23 protein-coding genes and 1 pseudogene are annotated in these 19,731 nt (G+C 32.1%); 21 read left to right on the forward strand and 3 right to left on the reverse strand.

All coding sequences use genetic code 11. From position 1 onward, the window contains the following. Positions 1 to 11 precede the first annotated feature (11 nt). The 17 genes and pseudogenes from M9C82_01120 to M9C82_01200 all read left to right on the forward strand — a co-directional run bounded on the left by M9C82_01120 (position 12) and on the right by M9C82_01200 (position 13,476). Positions 12 to 1,148, forward strand: a complete 1,137-nt coding sequence (locus M9C82_01120) for an N-acetyl sugar amidotransferase (GenBank protein ID URQ73762.1) — start codon at positions 12 to 14, stop codon at positions 1,146 to 1,148. A gap of 36 nt (positions 1,149 to 1,184) precedes the next feature. After that, a complete protein-coding gene (locus M9C82_01125; GenBank protein URQ73763.1) occupies positions 1,185 to 2,414 on the forward strand; it encodes a glycosyltransferase family 4 protein in 1,230 nt (409 codons plus the stop codon). 98 nt (positions 2,415 to 2,512) lie between these two features. Continuing rightward, complete coding sequence (locus tag M9C82_01130; GenBank protein ID URQ73764.1) at positions 2,513 to 2,800, forward strand: hypothetical protein; 288 nt, start codon at positions 2,513 to 2,515, stop codon at positions 2,798 to 2,800. Between the two features lies 1 nt (position 2,801). Then, on the forward strand, positions 2,802 to 3,479 hold the full coding sequence (locus M9C82_01135) for an SDR family oxidoreductase (GenBank protein URQ73765.1): 678 nt from the start codon (positions 2,802 to 2,804) through the stop codon (positions 3,477 to 3,479). A 212-nt stretch (positions 3,480 to 3,691) separates the two neighbouring features. Continuing rightward, positions 3,692 to 4,774 (forward strand): fatty acid--CoA ligase family protein, encoded by a 1,083-nt coding sequence (locus M9C82_01140; GenBank protein URQ73766.1) that lies wholly within the window; start codon positions 3,692 to 3,694, stop codon positions 4,772 to 4,774. Continuing rightward, on the forward strand, positions 4,771 to 5,727 hold the full coding sequence (locus M9C82_01145; protein ID URQ73767.1) for a hypothetical protein: 957 nt from the start codon (positions 4,771 to 4,773) through the stop codon (positions 5,725 to 5,727). Before M9C82_01140 ends, M9C82_01145 begins: the two co-directional genes overlap by 4 nt. After that, positions 5,720 to 5,962, forward strand: coding sequence for a hypothetical protein (locus M9C82_01150; GenBank protein URQ73768.1), 243 nt, complete (start codon positions 5,720 to 5,722; stop codon positions 5,960 to 5,962). Before M9C82_01145 ends, M9C82_01150 begins: the two co-directional genes overlap by 8 nt. A 59-nt stretch (positions 5,963 to 6,021) precedes the next feature. Next, complete coding sequence (locus M9C82_01155; GenBank protein URQ73769.1) at positions 6,022 to 6,648, forward strand: hypothetical protein; 627 nt, start codon at positions 6,022 to 6,024, stop codon at positions 6,646 to 6,648. Positions 6,649 to 6,656: 8 nt separating this feature from the next. Further along, positions 6,657 to 7,139, forward strand: a complete 483-nt coding sequence (locus M9C82_01160; GenBank protein URQ73770.1) for an N-acetyltransferase — start codon at positions 6,657 to 6,659, stop codon at positions 7,137 to 7,139. Further along, entirely contained in the window at positions 7,126 to 7,554 is a 429-nt protein-coding gene (locus M9C82_01165) for an FdtA/QdtA family cupin domain-containing protein (protein URQ73771.1), read from the forward strand. The genes M9C82_01160 and M9C82_01165 overlap by 14 nt, the downstream gene beginning before the upstream one ends. Positions 7,555 to 7,556: 2 nt before the next feature. Beyond that, positions 7,557 to 8,657, forward strand: coding sequence for a DegT/DnrJ/EryC1/StrS family aminotransferase (locus M9C82_01170; protein ID URQ73772.1), 1,101 nt, complete (start codon positions 7,557 to 7,559; stop codon positions 8,655 to 8,657). Positions 8,658 to 8,800: 143 nt separating this feature from the next. Further along, the gene (locus tag M9C82_01175) at positions 8,801 to 9,949 is read left to right on the forward strand and encodes a DegT/DnrJ/EryC1/StrS family aminotransferase (GenBank protein URQ73773.1); all 1,149 of its coding nucleotides are present in this window, start codon (positions 8,801 to 8,803) and stop codon (positions 9,947 to 9,949) included. Then, entirely contained in the window at positions 9,933 to 10,598 is a 666-nt protein-coding gene (locus M9C82_01180) for a sugar transferase (GenBank protein ID URQ73774.1), read from the forward strand. Before M9C82_01175 ends, M9C82_01180 begins: the two co-directional genes overlap by 17 nt. Before the next feature lie 52 nt (positions 10,599 to 10,650). Then, complete coding sequence (locus M9C82_01185) at positions 10,651 to 11,118, forward strand: DegT/DnrJ/EryC1/StrS family aminotransferase (GenBank protein ID URQ73775.1); 468 nt, start codon at positions 10,651 to 10,653, stop codon at positions 11,116 to 11,118. Between the two features lie 8 nt (positions 11,119 to 11,126). Next, positions 11,127 to 12,314: a UDP-N-acetylglucosamine 4,6-dehydratase gene (locus M9C82_01190; protein ID URQ73776.1), complete on the forward strand. Its 1,188-nt coding sequence runs from the start codon at positions 11,127 to 11,129 to the stop codon at positions 12,312 to 12,314. A 2-nt stretch (positions 12,315 to 12,316) separates the two neighbouring features. Then, a pseudogene (locus tag M9C82_01195) lies at positions 12,317 to 12,586 on the forward strand (sugar transferase). Positions 12,587 to 12,612: 26 nt separating this feature from the next. Continuing rightward, complete coding sequence (locus tag M9C82_01200; GenBank protein ID URQ73777.1) at positions 12,613 to 13,476, forward strand: ribonuclease D; 864 nt, start codon at positions 12,613 to 12,615, stop codon at positions 13,474 to 13,476. Between the two features lie 297 nt (positions 13,477 to 13,773). On the opposite strand, the gene M9C82_01205 is transcribed toward M9C82_01200, so the two are convergent. The 3 genes from M9C82_01205 to M9C82_01215 are packed head-to-tail and all read right to left on the reverse strand — an operon-like array spanning position 13,774 to position 15,846. Continuing rightward, positions 13,774 to 14,262: a YfcE family phosphodiesterase gene (locus M9C82_01205; GenBank protein URQ73778.1), complete on the reverse strand. Its 489-nt coding sequence runs from the start codon at positions 14,260 to 14,262 to the stop codon at positions 13,774 to 13,776. Between the two features lie 6 nt (positions 14,263 to 14,268). Further along, positions 14,269 to 15,408: a thiolase family protein gene (locus tag M9C82_01210; protein URQ73779.1), complete on the reverse strand. Its 1,140-nt coding sequence runs from the start codon at positions 15,406 to 15,408 to the stop codon at positions 14,269 to 14,271. Between the two features lie 21 nt (positions 15,409 to 15,429). Then, entirely contained in the window at positions 15,430 to 15,846 is a 417-nt protein-coding gene (locus M9C82_01215; GenBank protein URQ73780.1) for a Zn-ribbon domain-containing OB-fold protein, read from the reverse strand. A gap of 76 nt (positions 15,847 to 15,922) precedes the next feature. Between M9C82_01215 and M9C82_01220 the strand changes: the two genes are divergently transcribed. Genes M9C82_01220 through thrS form a run of 4 tightly spaced genes read left to right on the forward strand, consistent with a single transcriptional unit; the run spans position 15,923 to position 19,721 of the window. After that, the gene (locus M9C82_01220) at positions 15,923 to 16,657 is read left to right on the forward strand and encodes a TerB family tellurite resistance protein (GenBank protein URQ73781.1); all 735 of its coding nucleotides are present in this window, start codon (positions 15,923 to 15,925) and stop codon (positions 16,655 to 16,657) included. 11 nt (positions 16,658 to 16,668) lie between these two features. Beyond that, positions 16,669 to 17,136 (forward strand): DoxX family protein, encoded by a 468-nt coding sequence (locus tag M9C82_01225; protein URQ73782.1) that lies wholly within the window; start codon positions 16,669 to 16,671, stop codon positions 17,134 to 17,136. A gap of 1 nt (position 17,137) precedes the next feature. Then, entirely contained in the window at positions 17,138 to 17,743 is a 606-nt protein-coding gene (gene pdxH / locus M9C82_01230) for a pyridoxamine 5'-phosphate oxidase (GenBank protein URQ73783.1), read from the forward strand. A 49-nt stretch (positions 17,744 to 17,792) separates the two neighbouring features. Continuing rightward, entirely contained in the window at positions 17,793 to 19,721 is a 1,929-nt protein-coding gene (gene thrS, locus M9C82_01235) for a threonine--tRNA ligase (GenBank protein ID URQ73784.1), read from the forward strand. The last annotated feature ends 10 nt before the right edge of the window (positions 19,722 to 19,731 follow it).

Consider the following 19,731-nt stretch of genomic DNA (forward strand, 5'->3'; position numbering starts at 1 on the left):
AGATTTTGACCATGAAAGTAACATTTAAAAATCCAAAAATTTGCTCAAAGTGTGTGATGGATTCTACCGCTTTAGAAATTAAGTTTGATAACAATGGAGTTTGTTCTTTTTGTAAAGAATACGATATTAGATCTTCCAAGGATTTGCATGAAAGCCCTGAAGATTCTAAAAAACTAGAAGATTTTTTAAAACAAATAAAACAGAAGAGAAAAAATTTTGAATATGATTGTATTATTGGAGTCAGTGGAGGGGTTGACAGTTCTTACGTTGCCTATCTTCTTAAAAAAGTACATGGACTAAACCCACTTGCCGTTCATTTAGATAATGGCTGGAATTCAGAGTTAGCCGTTTCAAATGTAGAAAATATTATGAAAATTTTAGAAATTGATTTAATTACACATGTTTTAGACTGGAATGAATTTAGAGACATACAAATTTCTTTTTTAAAGTCATCTATTTCAAATATTGAAATGCCTACTGACCATGCAATTTGGGCAATTCTTATAAAAACTGCGGCAAAAATGAAAATACCCTATATTATTGCTGGAAATAATGTTGTCACTGAATCTACAATGCCTTACTCTTGGTTGTATCAGTCAAAAGACTCAAGGATTATAAAATCAATCCACAAAAAATTTGGATCAAACATAAGAAAAACTTATCCGTCCTTATCAACTTTCGATTACATTTATTTTCTTCTAGTTAAAAGAATAAGATGGATTCCCATACTAAACTATATAAAGTACAACAAAATTGAAGCAAAGAATAAGTTGATTGAAGAGCTTGGATGGAAAGATTATGGAGGAAAACATTATGAGTCAATATTCACTAGATTTTTTCATTCAAATTATCTATTAAAAAAATTTGGATATGATTTAAGAAAGCCCTATCTATCTGCAGAAATATGCTCTGGGCAGCTATCTAGAAAGGACGCTTTAAAGGAGTTATCCTCTCCACCTTTGGATGAGAATCAAATGAGGCTAGACAAAGATTATATTTCAAAGAAATTAGCTTTAAGTGAAGTAGAATTTGAAATGATTATAAATAAACAAAATAAAAGTTTTAGAGATTATCCAAATTCCAATTTCTTATGGAGTAATTTCTCCTATTTTATCTCAAAGGCAAGAAATTTTATTACTAAAATTTGACCCACTTATATTAGAATTTAATTTTTTTCTAAAGAAATGAATATTCTTGTTTTAGTACAAATTTTTGACACTCCAATGGAAAGTGGTTCCGATAGAAATTATTTCTTTTATAAAAAATTCTGCGAATATGGTTTTGACGTAAACGTTATTACGTCAAATATTGATTACAAATCCGCTTCACCAAGATTTCCGAATAATAATTCAAATTTAAAGAAAAATATAAAAGGAATAAGTGTTGAATATTTGAATGTTTATACAAATATAAGGGGAAGTTTTTTTCGAAGAACTATCTTCTATCTTTCTTACTTTTTTAAAGCATTAAAATTAATAATCAAGAAAAAAGATGTTGATCTCATTTATGCAGTTTCTACTCCGTTAAGCACAGGTTTTCTAGGCGTCCTAGCTTCAAAAATTTTAAAAGCCCCATTAGTTTTTGAAGTAACTGATGTTTGGCCAGATGCGGCAATATATTCTGGAGTTTTAAAAAATAAATTTTTAATTTACTTTCTTAAGTTCTTTGAAAAAATTTGTTATAAAAATTCAAACAAAATAATAGCTCTAACTGAAGGGATAGCGAATAACATACAAGATAAAATTAGAGATAAAAAAAAAGTGTTGCTTATATCTAATGGTGTAGATGTCGAACTATTCGATCAAATTTCTGAAAACTCAAGAGAAAATATTCGGAAAAAATATGACATAAATTCAAAAATTGTTTGCACTTATTTAGGTGCTCATGGAAGATACAATTCTTTAAATACAGTTCTTAAAGCAGCAAATATTCTTAAATCAAATCATAAATTTAAATTTATTCTAATTGGAGACGGTGACGAGAAAATCAAGCTTAAAGAAAAATCAAAAAAATATAATTTAAAAAATATTATTTTTTTAGACCCAATTCCTCGATCCAAATCTTTAGAATTTTTAAACGGTTCTGACATTTTTCTTTTACCAAATTTAAAAGGTGATTTTTTCGACGGAAATCTTCCGAACAAGCTATTTGATTACATGGCTGCAGCTAGACCAATAATTGTCTCTGGTTCTAGAGAATCTTCAGAGTTAGTAAAAAAAGCTGACTGCGGTGTTTGTGTTGAAGCTGAAAATGAGGAAGCAATTGCACGTAACATTTTGAGCCTAGGGAAAATGTCATTTGAAGAAAGATTTGAAATAGGAAGAAAAGGTTCTGAGTATGTTAAGTTGCATTTTAATAGAGAAAAACATAGTAAATTATTAATTGACATAATCATGGGAATTAAAAAAAATTAACTTATAAGTTTTCTTTGATTTTCTAATTTTGAAAATTCTAACTTTCAAAGTATTAATTTTTTCTAACTTTTAAATTATAAAATATTTATGTAGTATCCATGAAACACATAAATAAGATGAATGTTGAACAAGCAAAAAAAATAGTTATTGAGGTAATAAACGAAAACTTAGAAAAAGGTGAGGCCAATGAAGATTCAAAATTACTTGAGGAAGACCTTTTAGATTCTATGACACTTGTTGAAGTTTGCCTTTCACTTGAAGATGTAGCTGATAACCATGGATTTGAATTTGATTGGACATCGGAAACAGCTTTGTCAAAGTCAAAAAGCATGTTTAGAAGTGTGACTTCTCTTGCAGAAGAATTTTCCTCACAATCAGAGAATTAACTTGATCGTTATTACTGGTGCAAATAGAGGGTTGGGAAAAGCCATCGCTCAACGTCTTGTTGACAAAGGAAACAATGTTTTGGCTTTAGTAAGATCTAAAGAAAACATTGAATTTGAGAGTATCGAATGTGATGTGAGAGATTACTCATCAGTTAAAAACGCAGCGAGACGTATTAAAAATATGAAAAAAAGTATTTCTTGTTTCATAAATGTAGCAGGAGTTGCTTCAATGAATATGGCTGTGACTACTGATGAGTCAACAGTTCAAAAACTTATTCAAACCAATCTCGTAGGTACAATATATTGCTGTCAATTATTTGGTCCTATTTTAATGAGACAGAAGCAAGGAAGCTTTATTAATTTTTCAACTATAGCTGTTCCATTAGCTCTTAAAGGAGAATCTATTTATGTTGCCTCAAAATCAGGGGTTGAGGCATTTTCAAGAACTTTTGCAAGAGAAATGTCAGATTTTAATATTAGAGTTAATTGTATTGCTCCTGGACCCATTAATACTGATTTATTGAAAGGAATATCAGAAGGACAGATAAAAAAAATAACAACGCAACAAGTTATTCAAAAACAATTTGAAAAATCTGACGTATGTGACTTAGTAGAGCTACTTATGGATGCAAAAGCTTCTTGTCTTAGTGGACAGATTTTAAATGTTGGGGGTGTTTAATAGATATTCTTTCTAAATTAAAAGAGAGATGGATTGATATTGAACATCCATTTCTCATTCATCCTGAGGGGAGCTTATATTTCAGTGAAATTACCAATCAGACTCCTCTTAATTTATCGTCTATTAAAGAGGGGGATGTTGTTGCTCTTATCGGCGATTTTGATCCAAAATCTATCTTAACTCTTTTAGAACTAATAGAAAAAAATGTTATTTTGGTTCCTTTGACTGTCGAAACTAGAGAACAACATGAGTATTTTTTTGATGCAGCTTTAGTAGATGTTGTAATTGATAAAAATAATGTCCAAAGAATTATTCATGAGAATAGACATGATTTAATAGATTTGTTGAGGCAAAAGAAACATTCTGGATTAATTTTATTCTCCACAGGAACTACAGGAAGGCCTAAAGCTATTTTGCATGATCTTACTTTATTCATGCGAAGATTTGAAACTCCTCGCCCAACCTTAAAAACTTTGAATTTTCTTCTCTTTGATCACATTGGTGGTTTAAATACTCTATTACACACCCTTTATAACAAGGGTACCGTTGTAGCCCCTCACTCCAGAAATGTAAAAGACATTTTAAAAATCTGCAGAGACTTTGATATTGAAGTTTTACCAACAACGCCAACTTTTCTGAGATTGATGTTGATGAGCGGTCTAATTCCAAAAAATGTTTCATCATCTTTAAAGGTAATAACTTACGGAACGGAAAGAATGGATCAATCAACTCTGAATAAACTCTGTGAGCTTTTACCTGATATTGACTTCAGACAGACTTTTGGAATGTCTGAGCTTGGAATTGTTAGAGCTAAAAGCAAAAGTAGAAAAAGTTTGTTTATGAAAATTGGCGGAGAAGGAGTTGAAACTAGAATTAACAATAACGTATTGGAGATAAAATCTGAAACCAGGATGCTAGGTTACCTGAATGCAGAAAGCCCTTTTGATAAGGATGGTTGGTATAACACAAATGACATTGTTGAAGAAAAAGACGGTTTTTATAAAGTTGTCGGGAGAACTAATGAAGTAATCAATGTAGGCGGTTTGAAGTTCATGGCTTCTGAAGTTGAAAGGGTTGCTTTGAAGTTTGATGGAATAGAATTAGTTAAAGTTGAAGGAAAAAAAAATCCTATAACTGGCGAGCATGTAGAGATCATCGTTAAGCCAGTTGAAGGAGAAAAAATACTTAAGAATGAGTTGAAGAATTTTTTGAATGAAAACCTACCTAAACATATGATGCCTAAAAGAATAAGCATTTCTGACGTTTCAATAGGACATAGATTTAAAAGATTATGAAAATTACAAAAAATATTTTATTACTTCCGAAGAATAAAATAGATATCTACGAAGAACTACATAATGCCGGAAAAGACAAGTTAGAGGTAAAGAAGACAATTAGAAATACTGGTATAAAATCAGTCCATAAAGTTGATTCTCAAACATTAAGTGATTTTGTGTTTGAAGGTTTATCAAACATTAAAAAAGACTATCATGATTTTTTTGAAAATGTAGATTCTGTTATTGTTGTATCTCAGAGTTTTGATCATCGGATTCCATCTTTGAGTACTAGAATCCAAGATAAATTTAACATTCCTGAAAAAGCTTTTTGCATAGATATTATGGATGGATGTTCCGGTTATATTAAATCTTTAGGTTTAACTAGAATGCTCCATCAAATTGGGTGCAAAAAATTTTTAGTAATTTCTGGAGATCTGAACTCTAAAATGACTACCAACTCAGAAATTGGGACAAAGATACTATTTGGAGATGGTATTTCAGTTTCCATAATTGAGCCCGATGAAACTGAATCTGAAATCAGATTGTTCAACAGAGGAGATAACGAAAATATCATTAATTGTTCAATGGACTCCAACAAAATGAATATGAATGGGTTTGAAGTATTTAGATTTACAAAAAACGAAATACCAAGGCTGATAAATAATTATTTATCAGAGTCCGGGAAATCTATAAACGATTTTGACCTCCTTGCTCTTCATCAAGCCAGTAAGCTAGTAGTGTCTACAATATGTAATTCAGTGGGTTTTAAAAATAACCTTTGCCAAGATTTTTCTTGTGATGAAATTGGTAATCTGGGTGCAGGCAGTATAGGCGCTTGGATTTCGCAAATTAATGATCTTACAAAAATGGATTCTTTAAAAATGCTTGCTGTTGGTTTTGGTTCTGGATTATCATGGGGATTGATATCTATTTCATTAGATGTGTGCGTGAATGAGGTAATCTATGTCTAATATAAGTTTTGAGCAATTTGCTACAGAATTTGCCAAGGACTTAGAAATTGAAGGTCAAGAATTCATTTCATTGCCCTTAAAAGAGATTCCCGAATACGATAGCATGGGTTTAATAACTGCAAGTCTTACTATAGAAAGGCTTTTCGACTTTGAAATATCTCTTGAAACCCTTGATGAAACTGATTCTCTAAATTCACTCTTTGAATATTGTGTAAATTATAAAAATTCAAACTAGGATTTTTGTGAGAGGAAAATAAATTCAATTTTTTTTAAAGTTTTTTCTTATTTGCCAAAATGAAAATTAGAGTTGCAGAAAAAAAAGACTATATATCCATTGCCAAAATACATTACTTTTCAAGAGAGCTTCTAGGAAGTGGATTTTTTTCTTTAACAAATAAATTTTTTTTAAGAAAATATTATAAGATTTTGTTACAAGACCAGGATTTCGTGGTGATGTGCGTTGAGGATAAAGAAAAAAGAATAATTGGTTTCGTAAGCGCCTCATTAGACGCTCAAAAACAGTTTAAAACTTTATCTAAACATAAATTCTCTCTCGGTCTGACTTTGATTCCTTCAATTTTATTAAGACCAACCTTTCTATTTGATATCCTGAGAAGGTATAGATCTAGCATTGGTAAAAATAAAGAAAGATTTGTGAATGTTAAAGGAGCCAGAGGCGAATTTTGGGTGTGGGATGTAAGATACAAAAATCCTCTTTGGGCTATAAAGCTTTATCAATCGCATTTAAGATTTCTTCAGAAACTAGGCTTAGAAAAAATGTTTTTCGAAGTTGATATTGAGAATAAAAAAATATTAAGTTTTCACCAAAAAAATGGTGCTAAAACGAATGAAAAATACCTTTTACCAGATGGAAGGGAAAGAATTCTAATGTATTATGATTTGAAAGATCTTCACTTATAATGAAAGTTATGAGTCATACAAATTATAAAATCCACGATTCCTCAGATGTTCAAACAACTAATATTGGAGATAATTCAGTGATTTGGCAATTTGTCGTAATTTTAAAAAACGCAATTATAGGTGAAAATGTTAATATCTGTTCTCATTGTTTCATTGAAAATGACGTAGAAATTGGGTCTAACGTAACTATTAAGTCAGGTGTCCAAATATGGGATGGAATAAAAATAGAAAACGGTGTTTTCATTGGTCCAAACGTATCGTTTACAAACGATACTTTCCCCAAAAGTAAAATTTATCCAGAAAAATTCTTAAAAACCTTGGTTTGTGAAGGAGCTTCTATTGGAGCAGGGTCTGTAATTTGTCCAGGCATTACAATTGGAAAAAATTCTATGATTGGAGCAGGAACTGTTGTTACAAAAGATGTGCCAGAGAACAGCTTGATTTTAGGAAATCCAGGAAAATATATAAGAAATCTTGATGGGAAGCTTTAAAAAACTCAAAACAAAAAATTGTAAGCTTATAAAGCTAAATAAAATTGTCGATCCCAGGGGTAACATTACTTTTCTTGAAGAAAAAAACCACGTGCCATTTGATATTTCAAGAGTTTACTACCTCTATGACACTCCAAGTGGAGCAGAAAGAGGAGGGCATGCTCATTATGATTTAGAACAACTTATCATTGCAGTTTCAGGAAGTTTCGATGTGATAATTGATGATGGTTTTAATTCTGAGAGAGTAACTTTATTAAGACCAGATGAAGGACTTTTGATTTCTTCAATGATCTGGAGGGAATTAAAAAATTTTTCTGGAGGAGCTGTTTGTCTAGTCTTAGCTTCAAACCTATATAGCGAATCAGACTATATAAGGAGTTACGATGAATTTTGTAATACGGTAAAGAAAAATTAAAGATGAAAGTAAGTTTTTTAGAATTGGTTTTCGATGAGAAGCTCCAATCTAGCATCAATGAATCAATTTTAAGAATTTCTAATTCCTCAAATTACATTGGAGGAAAAGAAATAGAATTTTTTGAAAAAGAATATGCAAAGTTTTTAAATTTAAAAGAAGCCATAGCTGTCGGAAATGGTTACGATGCTTTGGTTTTATCATTAAAAGTTCTTGGCATTTCTTCTGGCGATGAAGTTTTAGTTCCTTCAAATACTTTCATAGCAACTTGGCTTGCAATTGTGAGTATTGGCGCAAAGCCTATTCCTGTTGAGCCAATAGAAAGAACTTATAATATTGACTATACAAAAATTGAAAAACTAATATCAAAAAAGACCAAAGCAATTATTCCTGTTCATTTATATGGACAACCTTGCAATTTAGACCCAATTATTTCAATCGCGAAAAAACATAATATTAAAGTTATAGAAGATGCCGCTCAAGCACATGGCGCTAAATATAAAGGAGAGCATATCGGCGCTCATGGTGATTTAGTAGCATGGAGTTTTTATCCTGGAAAAAATTTGGGAGCTTATGGAGATGCTGGCGCCATAACCACAAACAATCTAAGAATTGCAAAAAAGCTAAGATTAATGCGAAATTATGGATCAGAGATTAAGTATAAAAATGACGTTATAGGAGTAAATTCAAGAATGGATTCACTTCAGGCGACTGTTTTGAGAAAAAAATTAAAAAAATTGAGATCTTGGAATAAGAAAAGAAATTTGATTGCTAATTTTTATAAAGATCATCTCAGTGGTTTAGATTTAATTCTTCCTTTCACAGAAAAATGGGCTGAACCAGTTTGGCACTTATTTTGTGTAAGACATCCGAAAAGAAATTTTCTGATAGAGAAACTTAAAAAAAGGGGGATTGAGACTTTAATTCATTACCCAATTGCACCGCATGAACAGAAAGCTTTTAAATATTTAAATTTGAGCAAAAAATATCCTCTTACAGAAAAGATTTCTAAAGAGTTATTGAGTTTGCCGATTGGTCCACATTTAAATGAAAAAAAATGTGAGTATGTCTGTAATAATTTAAAGAAAATTCTCAAAACTATTTAAAAGCTTTTCAAAGAAGTAAGAAACTACAATTTTTAATTAAATAGATTAAAAAAAGATTTTAAAGAGATTAAGCTTTAAAAAAAGCTATTTAAATATAAAATCAGAAGCATATATAGCTGAATATCGATTAAGACCCTACAAATATGACCTGGAAAGTACAATTATGTGAATTGAATTATACTCTTGAGGAATCAAGGGCTGTTGAAAGAGTTATTTCCTCTAAATGGCTGACAATGGGAGAAAACGTAAAGAAATTTGAAAATAAATTTTCACAATTTTTAGGCGAAAAATCGTTGTGCTCGGCAGTTTCTAGTTGTACCGCGGCATTACATATTTCAATTCTTGGCTTAAATCTCAAAGCAAAGGACGAAATTATTATGCCGGCCTTGACTTTTGTAGCTAATGCCAACGTCATAAAGCTTTCTGGCTGTAAGCCAGTTCTTGCTGACATAGAATCCTTACAAAATCCAAACCTTAGTCTTGAAACGATAAAAAAGGTTGCAACAAAAAAAACAAAAGCTATTTACATAGTTCATTTTGCTGGTTTTCCATGTGACGTTGAGCCTATAGCTGAATTTTGTAAAAGAAATAATATTTATCTAATCGAAGATGTGGCCCATGCTCCTGGTGCGTCGATAAATGGAAGAAATTGCGGAACCTTTGGAGATGTCTCTTGCTTCTCTTTTTATAGTAATAAAAACCTCTCTACCGGAGAGGGAGGCATGATTGTTACAAGAGATAAAAAGCTTCACGAGCGTTTTCAAAAAATAAGATCTCATGGAATGACTGCAGCTACCCTTGATAGACATGAAGGTAGAGCATTTACATATGATGTAATTTCTCCTGGGTTAAATTATAGATTCGATGAAATAAAAGGCGCTTTAGGGTTAGTTCAACTTTCAAAATTAAAAAGGGCGAATAATAAGAGAAAAAAACTATCAGAAAGATACTTAAAGAATCTTAAAAATTCTCCATTAATGTTGCCTTTTTCTCAAAAAAGAGAAAAGTTTGAATCCTCACATCATATAATGCCTGTGCTTCTTCCAAAAAATATCAATAAAGAGGAGGTAATTAATTTTTTAAAAAATTTAGGCATTCAAACTAGCATGCATTATCCTTCTTTTCACAACTTTTCTTTTTACAAGAAATTTTTCAGTAAGAATAAATCTCCGGTTTCTTCTGAGTTCATTAAAAGGGAACTCACTTTGCCTCTTTATCCTGATTTGAAATTTAAAGAAGTGGACTATGTATGCGACTCAATAAAGAAATATTTTGATGATAAGAATTTTTGATTTTTTATTAAGTTTGATTGCTTTATTTTTGCTAAGCCCAATCTTTTTAATAGTTATTTTAGTTTTGAGATTAACAGGTGAAGGTAAAGTATTTTATTTCCAAAAAAGGATTGGAAAAGGAAAAAAAATAATTACTTTGTATAAATTTACAACCATGGTGAGTGGCAGCGAAAAAACAGGAACAATTACAGTTAAAAATGATCCAAGAATACTTCCAGTTGGAGTTTTTTTGCGTGAAACCAAGATAAATGAATTAGTACAATTAGTAAATATCATAAAAGGAGATATGTCCTTGATTGGCCCCAGGCCTCAAACAAAAGAATCATTTGAGTTATTTGATCGAGATGCTCAAAATATAATTGGTTCTTTAAAACCTGGATTGTCAGGTTTAGGGTCAATTGTATTCAGCAATGAAGAGGCTATGTTGGAAAATGAGATAAATCCCAAAGATTTCTATAGAAAATTCATAGCCCCTTATAAAGGAAAATTAGAAATCTGGTATTCAAATAATATAAACACTAAAATATATTTTGCGCTCATTTTTTTAACTATCATCGCAGTTTTCTTTAAAAAAAATGGAATACCCTATCGATTTTTTAAATCTTTACCTGAAGTCCCTGAGAACTTGAGAAAATTTATAACTATTTAAATTTTTTTAATTAACTAATATTTTTAACAAAAGAATTATAATTATTTAAATTATGACAAAAAAAGAGGTTTTAATTGATTATGGGAAGAATATTGATGCTAGCTTGGATAATTTATTGGAAGTGGGCTATGCAAAATTACCAAATTTGATTGCAGCCTTGGGTTGCGTTCAAACAGAGCGACTAAAAGAATTTTTGAAAATAAAAGAGAATTTAACTAATGAGTGGGATCCTTTTTTTCAGGACAGAGATATTGGTTTTGTAAAAGCAATTAATGGGAACAATGCCAATCACTGGCTAAACGCAAAAATTTTAAATTTCAGAAAAGATCGTGATGAATTTCTAAAAGTTACGCATGATAATAACGTTATGACTCGTCCTATTTGGAATCTAATGTCTAAACTTCCAATGTTTCAAGATTGCCAAACCGATGGTCTTGAAAACTCTTTTTGGTTAGAGGATCGAGTGGTAAATATACCTTCCAGTGTCCCAGACGCAGCCTTAACAAAACTGAAAAAATAATTCTTATTATGGAAATGTTAAAACTGATTGGTCGAACGGAATCATTATTTGATGACGATATTACCAGCTGCAAAAAGGATTTGGAATCTTTGGTTTCAAATAACCGTTTTTTGGTGATCGGTGGCGCAGGCTCTATTGGCCAGGCAGTTACACGTGAAATTTTTAAGAGAAATCCTTATACACTTCATGTTGTCGACATCAGTGAAAATAATTTGGTCGAACTTGTAAGGGATATTAGGAGCACCCTTGGATACATCGATGGTGATTTTCGCACCTTTGCTCTTGATTGCGGCAGTAATGAATACCGTGCGCTTATGAATACTAGTGAAGGATATGACTATGTCCTAAATCTTTCAGCGCTTAAGCATGTTCGAAGTGAAAAAGATCCTTTTACACTAATGCGTCTTATTGAGGTAAATATCCTTAATACTATTAAGACAGTTCAAATGGCCAGAGCTGATGGGGCTAAGAAGTATTTTTGCGTTTCGACTGATAAAGCAGCGAATCCAGTAAGCATGATGGGTGCCAGTAAGCGCATTATGGAATTGTTTTTGATGCGCGAAAGCGAATCTATGGAAATTTCAACTGCACGGTTTGCTAATGTGGCTTTCTCTGATGGTTCTCTCCTACATGGGTTCAACCAACGTTTCGCTAAACGACAGCCTATTTCGGCACCTGATGACGTCAAACGTTATTTTGTTACTCCTCAGGAGTCTGGTGAGCTTTGCCTGATGTCGTGCTTACTTGGTGAAAACAGAGATATCTTTTTTCCAAAATTAAGTGAGCAACTTCATTTAACCACTTTCTCAGAGATTGCTAATCGATACTTAAAAAATCTCGGGTATGAGCCATATCATTGCTCAACGGAACAAGAAGCAAGAGACCGATCTGATGAATTGATAGCTTCTAAACGCTATCCATGTTATTACTTCAAAACAGATACTACGGGCGAAAAGGATTTTGAAGAATTTTTTACAGATAACGAAATTCTTGAAATGAATAAATTTAAGAATCTAGGAGTGATTAAAAATGAACTTAACTTCAGTTCGCCTATGCTGGATAATTTTTTAAAGGTGATTAATGAGCTCCGTTCTCAAAAAGTTTGGGAGAAGGAACCCATAGTTGATCTATTTAACAAAATGATTCCTGATTTTGATCACAAAGAGACGGATAAATATTTAGATGAGAGAATGTAAATATGCAGCGGTTTTTTGATATTGTTTTTTCGGGTATTGCGCTAGTTTTTCTTACACCTCTTATACTGCCTCTTAAGTTAATTTTACTAGTCACAGGTGAGGGAGAGATTTTCTTCCAACAGAATCGTGTCGGGCGAGAAGGTATGCATTTTAAGCTCTATAAATTTACTACCATGCTTAAAGAAAGTCCCTGCATGGGCACAGGCACTATTACTGTCAAAAATGACTCACGTGTTCTTCTTATAGGTAGATTTCTTCCTAAAACAAAAATAAAAAATTATTTAAAGACAAGATAATTTTGATAAACATTTTAAAGAAATTAGGATTTTACCTAAAAAATAAAAAAACAATATATTTGATAGAGTCTGAAGAAGACGAAGAGTTTGTAAAAGAGTCATTAAAAAAAGAAAAATATGTTGGTTTAGATACAGAGTTTAATTGGAGAAATACTTATTTCCCTGAATTGTCCTTATTACAGATATCAACGAGCTCAAAAATACTTCTAATAGATTGCTTAAAATTTAAAAAATTAGAATTTTTAAAGAAAATTTTAGAAGATAAAACTAAGACAATTGTTATGCATTCTTCAAGAAGCGATACGACGGTTTTAAACACTAATTTGAATATAAAATTGAATAGTTGCTTCGATATTCAAATTGCAGAAAAGTACATAAATGGTGGCGAAATTAAAAATTATGGGTTTATAGTATCCAAATATTGTGGTTATGAATTAGATAAATCAGAAACGAATTCGAATTGGTTAAAAAGACCTTTAACCGACGACCAGCTCAAATATGCTGCTGATGACGTAAATTTTTTAATATCCATATATAAGATACAGTTAAAAAAATTAAAAAAACTCAAAAAAGAGGAAATTATTAATTTAGAGTTTATGAAAGAAATACAACTAGGAAATCAAGAACTTCATATTTCTAGATTAAGAAAACTAAAAAAAGCTTCAATTGTAGAGAAAGATATTTTTCTTTGGAGAGAGAAATACGCAAGGCAAAAAAATATCCCACCTTCATACGTTTTTGGAAAAAAAGATTTAAAAAAAATATCAAATAAAATTAAGAATAAAGAAAAAGAATCTCATGAAATAAAAAAATTATTTAGAGATAACTCTGCTGCAAAAGATTTTTTAAAATATATTAAATTATGATTTTTTTTTGGTTTTTTTATTATTTGGTTTTAATTTGTATCTGTTTTTCTTTATCGAAAGTTATCCGAAATAAATTTATAAAATACTCTCTAATACCAATCATTTTTGGAATATTTGGCTCTTTTTGGTTTGTAGAACCTGGTAAAAATGAGATGGCTCCGATAATATCGATAATATTTTTAGAATTATCGATTTTAGAGTCTAATGGAATTAATAGGCTGTTAAGACCAACAATAAGTTTTATCGTCTTTTTAGAATTTATTAGTTTGATTTCTTATTTTATATATAAAAGGTTTTCTAAAATTTAATAATCCTTGATATTTTCTTTTTTGTATCGATTATTCCGACATGGTTTTTACCTTTCAAAATTCCAGCACATTCTCCTGGATTAAAAATTAAAGTATTTTGCACTAACTCTGATCTATATTTGTGGGTATGACCATGGAGAATGAAATCCGCATCTTGAATCATTTTTTCGTTAATCAATTCAGGATGATGAAGGATTATTATTTTTTTTTGATTTACCTTAATTCTGTATGGCTCCTCAAAAAAATCGCAGTTAAATTTTTTAGCAGCTAATAATAATCCTTCTTTTTCAAATTTATCATTATTACCAAAGACACCTATCAAAGGCATTTTCAAAGTTGAAAAAGCAGATAAAGATTTTGGTAGCGTAACATCTCCCGTGTGTACAACTAGCGAAGGGTTGGCCGTATTAAACAAGTCACATATCTTTGAGATATTTTTTAAATTGTTATGGGTATCCCCAGTTACACCTATTAACAAAATTAGCTAAGGCTTTTCAAGAATATGTATAGCGCATGCTGTCCCAAGCCCTATAACGTGAGTCATTCCAATCTTTGCCCCCTCAACTTGTCTTTTGCCAGCTTCACCTCTTAAATGAGAACAAATTTCATAGATATTGGCTATACCCGTAGCTCCAAGAGGATGACCCTTTGAGAGAAGACCTCCCGAAACATTAACGGGAATTTTACCCCCCAACTTTACATGCCCCTCATCTATCATATTTCCTGCTTCTCCGTCTTCGCATAGACCAAGATTTTCGTAGTGAAGCATTTCAGCTGTTGCAAAGCAATCATGTAATTCAACAAGGTTCACATCTTCAGCTCCAAGACCAGCTTGTTCATATGCATCTTTAACTGCAATTCTTGTGCAAGCATTCACGTCAGGCATAACTAAATCTCTATCAGTATAAGGATCACTTGCTAGAGCAGAAGCTCTCACCTTAATTGCACGTTGCATTCCTAGTTCTTTAGCCTTTTTCTCAGAAACCAAAACAGCCGCAGCAGAACCGTCAACATTTACAGAACACATCAACTTTGTATTTGGATAAGAAATCATTTCCGCATTCATAACTTCATCCAAAGGAGTTTCAATTTGGTACATTGCTTTTGGATTTAATGTCGAGTGATGATGATTTTTGACAGAAATTTTTGCAAATTGTTCAAAGGTTGTTCCGTATTTACTTGAGTGTTCCATTCCTGCTTCAGCAAAAACACAAGGCATGGTTCCAGAACCAAGAAGACCTTCTTTAGGGATTCCTTTATCTCCTCCAGCACCGCCTAAGAGTCCTTTACCCATTTGCTCAACTCCAACAGCTAAAACAACGTCATACATGCCAGCTTTTATTGACATCCAAGCCTCTCTAAATGCAGTAGCACCTGTAGCACAAGCATTAGCGCAATTAACAACTGGTATTCCAGTTTGGCCAATTTCTTGAAGAATTCTTTGTCCTACCATTGCATTCGCTTGACCAAGATTTCCACAATACATTGCTTGCATATCTTTTATAGTTAAACCAGCATCATCTAAGGCCATTAGAGCTGCCTCAGCACCAATATTTGGGACGGTACGATCAGGAAATCTTCCAAACTTGATCATATCAACTCCTAAAACATATACGTCACTCATAATTTTCTCCTATTAAAAAACCTATGCAGGTTCAAAAAAATAACTTAGATAAGAATTACCTTCTTTATCTTTTCTACCCAGAGCATCACCATAAGTCAGCTTAACTGGCATATCAAATTTTATTTTATCAGGATCTGGATCAATATTGATTAGATTTCCTTTAATTGTTCCACCACCTTCTAGATCAACAATCGCAGAAACGTATGGAACATCTATTCCAGGAAAGGACCTATAAACGATAGCAAAACTATGAAGTTTTCCATTATCCGATAATTTAATGACTTCCATTTCGTTTCTTGCAAAGCATTTAGAACAGACATTTCTTTCACCAAGAAATATTGCCCCACATTTTTTACATCTATAACCCTCTAAATAAGGCTCTCCTTTTTCTGGAATTTTCAGATAGTCAACGACTGGCAAAGGTCTAGATTCAGTCACATTTCTCCCCATAAAATTTAAACGTATAATAATTAAAGCACAGCAAGAATAAAAAATTAATAAAAAATAAAAAAATATGAGTCTTATCGGTGGTTTAGTTGGAGGCATGATTGGATTTACTTTCCTAGGTCCTCTAGGCGCTTTAATAGGAAGTGTTGTGGGCTCAAGGATGGGTAGAAATTCAGTTCGCAGAAAAAATCCTAATAATTTCGATCATCAAGTGGCTTTTTTCGCTGCTCTCTTTGCTTGTTTAGCGAAGATCGCCAAAGCAGACGGTCAAGTAACTAAAGAAGAAATTAACAAAATAGAAGATTTTATAACTCAAAAGTTTAATTTAGATGGAGAGCAAAGAAATCTCGCTATTAATATTTTTCAAAAGGCCAAAGACGATAACGTATCTTTTGATGCTTATGCAAAACAATTAGCCAGTTTACTCAAAAGAAGTCCTAACTCGTTGATGATTTTCTATGAACTTTTGTTTGAATTAGCAATGGCTGATGGAGAATTGCATCCCAATGAAGAAAAGTTGTTAAAAAAGGTTCCAAGGATTTTTGGTTTCAACGACGGCTTATATAATCAGCTATTTCAAAAATATGGGCTGAAAACTCAAAATTTCTATGAAGTACTTGGCGTTTCAAAACAAATGACCTTTGATGAAATAAGAAAGACTTATTTAAAAAAAAGGAGAGAATTTCATCCTGATAAATTAATCTCTAAGGGTTTGCCAGAAGAATTAATAGAAAAAGCTAAAGAGAAATTTATAGAAATTCAAGAGGCCTATGAAGAATTGGAAAAAATTCATAAAAAATGATAATTTGAATAATGAAATTTTTATCTTCTTTCAATCAAAAATTAATTAATTTGATTTATTTTGATTTCATTATTTTGCTTTTTTTCAGGCTATACCTAGCTTATGTATTTTGGTTTGCAGGCATAAGAAAGATAGCTTGGGACAATGGAATTCCTAACATTGATAGATTTGCGGGATTTTTAGCTTCTGGTGGGGAAGATAATTTAAATTTTATTTTTCCACATTTTTTTGGTTGGTTAGCAGTTCTTGCTGAAGCAGGAGGTGCTATTCTTTTAATATTAGGGCTCTTCTCAAGATGGGCGATAATTCCATTAATTTTTACAATGTTGGTAGCTTTTTATTATCACTTTCCAAATGGTTGGAATTCAGATTCTGGAGGAGTTGAAATGACGGTGACCTACATCCTTATGTTGCTCGTGATTTTAGTTTATGGACCAGGTAAATATTTTTCCTTAGATTTCTGGGTTCTGAGAAAGTAAATTGTTATTTCATTCAGATATAACTGTCGAACCAATCCTTAGAGTTGTTGAAATTCTGAATAAGGCCATGACTCTAAATTTAGTTGATTGGAATGCCATGAATATTGCCACGGTAAACGTTGATGGTTCTCCATCTTCAAGAATGGTGCTACTGAAAAAAGTAGACGATAGAGGGTTTGTTTTTTACTCAAACTTCAACAGCAGAAAAGGAAAAGAAATTGAAACAAATAATTCAGTTGCTCTTAATTTTTGGTGGAGAGAGCTTAAAGAGCAGATTAGAGTTGAAGGGAAAATTGAAAGACTCTCCGCAGAAGAATCAGATGAATATTTCAACTCAAGGGCATTGCAATCTAGAGTTGCTGCAATTGTTTCAAAGCAAAGTGAGAAAATAGACTCTTATGAAAAATTAAATCAAGAAATTGAAGAGATGACAAAAAGTTTTGAAGATAAAGGCGAAGAGCCTAAAAGACCTGAGCACTGCGGATTGTATTTGATAATTCCAAGTTCTATAGAGATCTGGAAAGAAGGAGATTACAGAACTCATTTAAGAGAAAAATTTACGTTAACTTCAAAAAATACCTGGGAAAGTTGCTTCTTATCTCCTTGATTTTTGAGTTATAATTATCACATAAGGCCGTTCGTAAAGGTCGTAGAAAATGATAGTAATCACTCTTCCGGATAATTCAAAAAAACAATTCGATAATTCTGTGTCAGTCATTGAAGTGGCTAGATCTATAGGCGCTGGTTTGGCCAAAGCTACAGTTGCGGCAAAAGTTAATGGAAAATTAATCGATGCAACCGACTTAATAGAAAATGATTGTTCTCTTGAAATAATAAGAGCTCAGGATCAAGAAGGTTTAGAAATAATCAGACATAGCTGTGCTCACTTATTTGGTCATGCTTTGAAGCAGTTATTTCCCAAAGCAAAGATGGCAATTGGTCCGATTATTAAAAATGGATTTTACTACGATGTTGATTTAGATAATTCGCTAACCCAAGACGATTTACAAAAAATTGAATTACGAATGAAAGAATTGGCTTCTTCCGAGTATCTCGTTAAAAAAGAAGTTGTTCCAAAAAAAGTTGCAGAGGAAGTTTTTAAAAAAAGAAAAGAAAGCTATAAGTTAGAAATCTTAAAAGACATTGACGATGAAGAAACGGTTGGACTGTATCATCACGAAGAATATGTTGACATGTGTAGAGGGCCACATGTTGATTCCATGAGACATGTTAAAGCTTTTAAACTGTCTCATGTTGCTGGAGCTTATTGGCGTGGAGACTCAAAAAATAAAATGCTACAAAGAGTTTACGGAACACTGTGGAATTCGGATAAAGAATTAAGAAAACACTTAAGTAATCTGGAAGAAGCTTCAAAGCGTGATCATAGAAAACTAGGACAAAAATTTGACCTGTTTCATTTTCAGGAAGAAGCGCCAGGAATGGTTTTTTGGCATCCTAAGGGCTGGACTATTTTTAGAATCTTGGAAGATTTTATAAGAGAAAAACAATTAAGGGCGGGATATGAAGAAATTAGAACGCCTCAAGTTATTGATCGAAAGCTGTGGGAAAAATCAGGTCACTGGGAAAAATATAGAGAGAATATGTACATTACCGAGATCGATGAAGAACAGGCTAATGAAAAAAGAGTGAATGCGCTTAAACCAATGAGTTGCCCAGGACATGTTCAAATTTACAATCAAGGCATAAAATCTTATAGGGATTTACCAGTGAGGTTGGCTGAATTTGGTTGTTGTCACAGACATGAAGCCTCTGGAACTTTACATGGCTTGATGCGAGTCAGACAATTGACTCAAGACGATGGACATATATTTTGCACTGATGAACAAATAGAATCTGAAACACAAGAGTTTATTAAAATTCTTTCTGAAGTTTATACCGAACTTGGATTTAAAGATTTTAAAATCAATTTATCTACTCGACCTGAAGTCAGAGTGGGGTCCGATTTAATTTGGGATAAAGCCGAGAAAGCCCTGGAAGATGCGATAGATAAATTGAATTTAGATTATGAAATTTCGACTGGAGACGGAGCATTTTATGGTCCCAAATTAGATTTTGTTTTAACCGATGCAATCGACAGGGAATGGCAATGCGGAACATTACAATTGGATTTTAATTTACCTGAAAGACTTGATGCAAAATATGTCGGGGAAGATGGAGAAAAACACCAACCGGTGATGATGCATAGAGCAATACTTGGCTCAGTTGAGAGATTCATTGGAATTTTAATTGAAGAATACGATGGAAATTTCCCAGTTTGGTTGGCCCCCATTCAAGCAGTGATAATGAATATTTCTCAAAAACATGAAGAAAAAGCTAGAGAATATGCTGATTTTCTTAATTCTAGGGGTTTTAGAGTCAAATTAGACTTGAGGAATGAGAAAATCACTTATAAAATCCGCGATCACTCTATACAAAGAGTGCCTTTTCAACTCGTTGTTGGAGATAAAGAACAAAATTCAAATTCTTTGTCAGTTAGAGCCAGAAAAGGAGAGGATTTAGGAAGTATGAAGTTGGATGAATTTTCTAACTTTCTTTCTAAAAAAATAAAATCAAAGGAGGTTTGATTGAATAAAA

The organism is SAR86 cluster bacterium (assembly GCA_023703675.1).
Taxonomy (GTDB): domain Bacteria; phylum Pseudomonadota; class Gammaproteobacteria; order Magnimaribacterales; family AG-339-G14; genus AG-339-G14.

Excerpts from the sequence above, each read along its gene's own strand:
- thrS (URQ73784.1), top strand. The coding sequence starts at position 17,793 with ATGATAGTAATCACTCTTCCGGATAATTCAAAAAAACAATTCGATAAT.
- M9C82_01180 (URQ73774.1), top strand. The coding sequence starts at position 9,933 with ATGATAAGAATTTTTGATTTTTTATTAAGTTTGATTGCTTTATTTTTG.
- M9C82_01185 (URQ73775.1), top strand. The coding sequence starts at position 10,651 with ATGACAAAAAAAGAGGTTTTAATTGATTATGGGAAGAATATTGATGCT.
- M9C82_01125 (URQ73763.1), top strand. The coding sequence starts at position 1,185 with ATGAATATTCTTGTTTTAGTACAAATTTTTGACACTCCAATGGAAAGT.
- M9C82_01210 (URQ73779.1), bottom strand. The coding sequence starts at position 15,408 with ATGAGTGACGTATATGTTTTAGGAGTTGATATGATCAAGTTTGGAAGA.
- M9C82_01225 (URQ73782.1), top strand. The coding sequence starts at position 16,669 with ATGAAATTTTTATCTTCTTTCAATCAAAAATTAATTAATTTGATTTAT.
- M9C82_01130 (URQ73764.1), top strand. The coding sequence starts at position 2,513 with ATGAAACACATAAATAAGATGAATGTTGAACAAGCAAAAAAAATAGTT.
- M9C82_01145 (URQ73767.1), top strand. The coding sequence starts at position 4,771 with ATGAAAATTACAAAAAATATTTTATTACTTCCGAAGAATAAAATAGAT.
- M9C82_01170 (URQ73772.1), top strand. The coding sequence starts at position 7,557 with ATGAAAGTAAGTTTTTTAGAATTGGTTTTCGATGAGAAGCTCCAATCT.
- M9C82_01155 (URQ73769.1), top strand. The coding sequence starts at position 6,022 with ATGAAAATTAGAGTTGCAGAAAAAAAAGACTATATATCCATTGCCAAA.
- M9C82_01120 (URQ73762.1), top strand. The coding sequence starts at position 12 with ATGAAAGTAACATTTAAAAATCCAAAAATTTGCTCAAAGTGTGTGATG.
- M9C82_01160 (URQ73770.1), top strand. The coding sequence starts at position 6,657 with ATGAGTCATACAAATTATAAAATCCACGATTCCTCAGATGTTCAAACA.
- M9C82_01175 (URQ73773.1), top strand. The coding sequence starts at position 8,801 with ATGACCTGGAAAGTACAATTATGTGAATTGAATTATACTCTTGAGGAA.
- M9C82_01150 (URQ73768.1), top strand. The coding sequence starts at position 5,720 with ATGTCTAATATAAGTTTTGAGCAATTTGCTACAGAATTTGCCAAGGAC.
- M9C82_01190 (URQ73776.1), top strand. The coding sequence starts at position 11,127 with ATGGAAATGTTAAAACTGATTGGTCGAACGGAATCATTATTTGATGAC.
- M9C82_01220 (URQ73781.1), top strand. The coding sequence starts at position 15,923 with ATGAGTCTTATCGGTGGTTTAGTTGGAGGCATGATTGGATTTACTTTC.
- M9C82_01165 (URQ73771.1), top strand. The coding sequence starts at position 7,126 with ATGGGAAGCTTTAAAAAACTCAAAACAAAAAATTGTAAGCTTATAAAG.